Source organism: Helicobacter mehlei, from assembly GCF_003660265.1.
Taxonomy (GTDB): domain Bacteria; phylum Campylobacterota; class Campylobacteria; order Campylobacterales; family Helicobacteraceae; genus Helicobacter; species Helicobacter mehlei.
Genome location: NZ_QXQP01000041.1, coordinates 1 through 3,226, shown reverse-complemented (window position 1 = coordinate 3,226; position 3,226 = coordinate 1). Strand labels below are relative to the sequence as shown.

4 protein-coding genes are annotated in these 3,226 nt (G+C 45.5%); all 4 read left to right on the top strand.

The window, feature by feature from the left end; all coding sequences use genetic code 11:
- Positions 1-912: 912 nt before the first annotated feature.
- Positions 913-1,116, top strand: coding sequence for a 50S ribosomal protein L31 (gene rpmE, locus EAO36_RS08020; protein WP_120948823.1), 204 nt, complete (start codon positions 913-915; stop codon positions 1,114-1,116).
- Complete coding sequence (gene rsmI / locus EAO36_RS08015; protein ID WP_120955985.1) at positions 1,116-1,973, top strand: 16S rRNA (cytidine(1402)-2'-O)-methyltransferase; 858 nt, start codon at positions 1,116-1,118, stop codon at positions 1,971-1,973. Before rpmE ends, rsmI begins: the two co-directional genes overlap by 1 nt.
- Positions 1,973-2,659: a TrmH family RNA methyltransferase gene (locus EAO36_RS08010; RefSeq protein ID WP_120955984.1), complete on the top strand. Its 687-nt coding sequence runs from the start codon at positions 1,973-1,975 to the stop codon at positions 2,657-2,659. Before rsmI ends, EAO36_RS08010 begins: the two co-directional genes overlap by 1 nt.
- Positions 2,656-3,226 (top strand): helix-turn-helix domain-containing protein (locus tag EAO36_RS08005; RefSeq protein WP_459562059.1); only part of this gene is annotated, 571 nt, incomplete at its 3' end. The genes EAO36_RS08010 and EAO36_RS08005, both read left to right, overlap by 4 nt.

Here is a 3,226-nt window from a genome sequence, read left to right as displayed (position 1 = left end):
CCCCGAAGGGTAAAACGCTTTAGCGTTTTAATCGTTATGCTTGCCAAACAAATACCAAAAGGCTAGAACGCGCTAGCTATGCCCACCAAGATGATAAAACCAAAGTCGCGCAAGTTTGCCCACCTAGAGTGGCGTAGCGTTTAATGGAGCGTAGCGGAACGCGTAGCGTTTAATGAGCAAAAGCCTAGGGCTTTTGCAAAACCCGAAGGGTTTTAATGGTCAAGCTCGCCAAACCGATATGAAAGCTTTAATGAGCAAGCTTTAGCTTTTGCAAAATGCGCTAGCATTTTAATAGCCAAGCTCGCCAAACCGATATGAAAACCAAAGTGGCGAAAGCCCCACCTAGAGTGCCGAAGGGTTTAATGAGCAATGCGCTAGCATTGCAAAAGCCAAAGGCTTTTAATCGTTATGCTTGCCAAACCGATATGAAAGCTTTAATGAGCAAGCTTTAGCTTTTGCAAAATGCGCTAGCATTTTAATAGCCAAACGGGCAATTGATACCAAAAGGCTAGAACGCTTTAGCGTTTTAATCGTTATGCTCGCCAAACAAATACCAAAGCCCTAGAACGCGCTAACGTTTTAATGCTTATGCCCACCAAGATGATAGATGAAAACCAAAGTGCGGAAGTACTTTCCCACCTAGAGTGGCGAAGGGTCATGACAAGCTTTGCATTACCCCCCTCTAGCCCCCTATGGTGGGCACTTGGTTAGGGGGCATTTTACAAAAGAGGTAAAACTCATACCGTTGTGCCACATTTTCCCTTAAATGTGCTTGTAGAGATTGGGGATCGCAAATTATTCGCGTCCGGGATTAAGTGCTCATTGCCTAAATAATAATACAGCACGAAAAGCGATCCTCTCAAAACTAAGCAAAGATTAGATATAATTTCGAAAATCTTTTTAGGAGAATGTGTGAAAAAGGGAATCCATCCGGAGTATATTCCTTGCAAGGTAACTTGCGTGACCAGTGGGAGAGAGATTGAGGTTTTGAGCACAAAGAGCGAACTTAGGATCGATATTTCTAGTTTTTGCCATCCTTTTTACACCGGGAGCGACAAGATCGCAGATACTACCGGGCGTGTAGAGCGCTTCAAACAAAAATACAAAATGCAGTAGTGCTCACTCTCTTGCCTACACCCATTGGCAACCTGAAAGACATGACTTGGCGTGCTTTGGAAGCTTTGGTTAGTTGCGATGTGTTTTTGTGCGAGGATGTCCGTGTCACCAAGCGACTCCTCTTTTTATTAGAGCAACAAACGTGGGCACAAGGCATCTTGCAAACCGGTTCCAAACCACTTAAGCAGAAGCCTTTTATGTCTTTCCACTCCCACAACCAAGAGGCATTTTTAAAGCAAGTAGAGCCCTCTTTTTTTCGAGATCGGCATGTGATCTTTGCTAGCGATGCGGGCATGCCCTGTGTGAGTGATCCGGGAGCTAGGCTGGTTAGTTTTGCTCAAGAACACAATATTGCTTATGAAGTGTTGCCCGGGGCGAGTGCGTGTGTGGGTGCTTATAGTGCTAGCGGGTTTGAGTCGGCTGGATTTTGTTTTGTGGGGTTTTTACCACCCAAGCTTCACGATCGGCGCGCCAAAATTGCCCAGTTGCTAGCAGAAACCCCAAAAGTTTTGGTCTTTTATGAGAGTCCTCACCGCTTGCTAGATACCTTAGAAGATTTGGCACAGATCGCCCACCAAAGTGCACTTTTTGCCATTAAGGAGATGACCAAGCTCCATGAGTGTTTTTTTAAAGGGAGTGTCTTAGAAGTGTCCCAACAAATTAGGGCTTTGGGGCGTAAGGCCTTGCAGGGCGAATGGGTGTTGGTTTTACAGAATAGGGAGAAGCGCGAACCTAGTTTGCCTCTATCAAGCATTGAACAAATGGAGCTACCCCCCAAAATCAAAGCCAAGCTTGTAGCAAAAACGTTAGGAGTTAGTCCTAAGGAAGTCTATACGCCTACGCATAAAGAGGGTTAATGGTGGTTTTTGGCAAACAAGTGGTGTTGCACATGCTCACGCATTATCCTCAGTCTATCTCTATTTTCTATTTGGCTAGAGAGGTGGATAGAAAGCTCTTTAATTTATTTAAAGCCCACAAAAGGCGTTATGCGAGTCAAATTGTTGCGCTAGATTTTAAGAAAGCCCAAGCGATGGCTAAAGGGAATAACCACCAAGGTTTTTTAGCCCAAGTTTTGCCCCCCAAACTAAGTACTTTGGAGGAAATCAAGCAACTCAATAAAATCTTGGTGCTGTGTGGCTTGAGCGATGTGGGGAATGTGGGTGCGCTTTTTAGGAGCGTGGCGGGTTTGGGCTTTGAAGGGGTGATCTTGGATACTCCTATGCCCTATGAGGGCTTGGTGCGCTCCAGTTTGGGTGCGCTCTATGATGTGCCTTTTTGTGTGCGTAAGAATGTCCTAGACACCATTTGTGAGTTGAAGGGTGCTGGGGTGAGTTGTTATGGGGCACACTTGCAGGGGCAAGATGTTAGGGAAGTCGTGTTTACCAAGAGAGTGGCACTTTTTTTGGGGAGCGAGGGGGAGGGCTTGAGCTCTAGGGTTTTAGACAAGATGGATTGTTGCGTGCACATTAAAATGCATGGCAAGATGGATTCACTCAATGTGAGCGTAGCGGGAGCAATTTTGATGGATAGGGTGAGAGGATGAATGAGAAGGAAAAACTAGAGGCTTTAGACAAAACGCTCGCATTTTTGCAGGAAAAGGATATTAAAGAAGTATCCCAAACAACGCGCATTGCTATCAACAAGCTAGAAGCCATTTACCAAAAGAAGTTTGATGCCTTGCAACGCGTGCATGCGATGGGGTTTTTACAGATTTTGCAAAAAGAATACCAAGTGGATTTAAGCCATTGGATGGTTGAATATGACAAGCATTTTTTTGCCAAGTCCTCTCCTGATCTAGACAACACGTACGTTGCCAAACCTCAAGAGCCACAAACCCCGCTCTCCTCTCCTTTTTTGGACTCTAGTCGTGTAAAAGACCCCACAGAAATCCCCTCTTTTGAGCCTGAGAAAACACCCAAGTGGTATTTTATGCTCCCCTTAGTGGCTTTAGCGATCCTAAGTGTAGGGATTTACATCTATTATAAAACTTCTAAGACCTTTAGCCCCCAAACCCATGTTGAGATTGCCCAAGAAAACACAGAAACCACCCCCACCCTAGAGGAACCCCCCCCCCATGCTAGCACGCCACAAAACCCCCCTAAGCCCACAC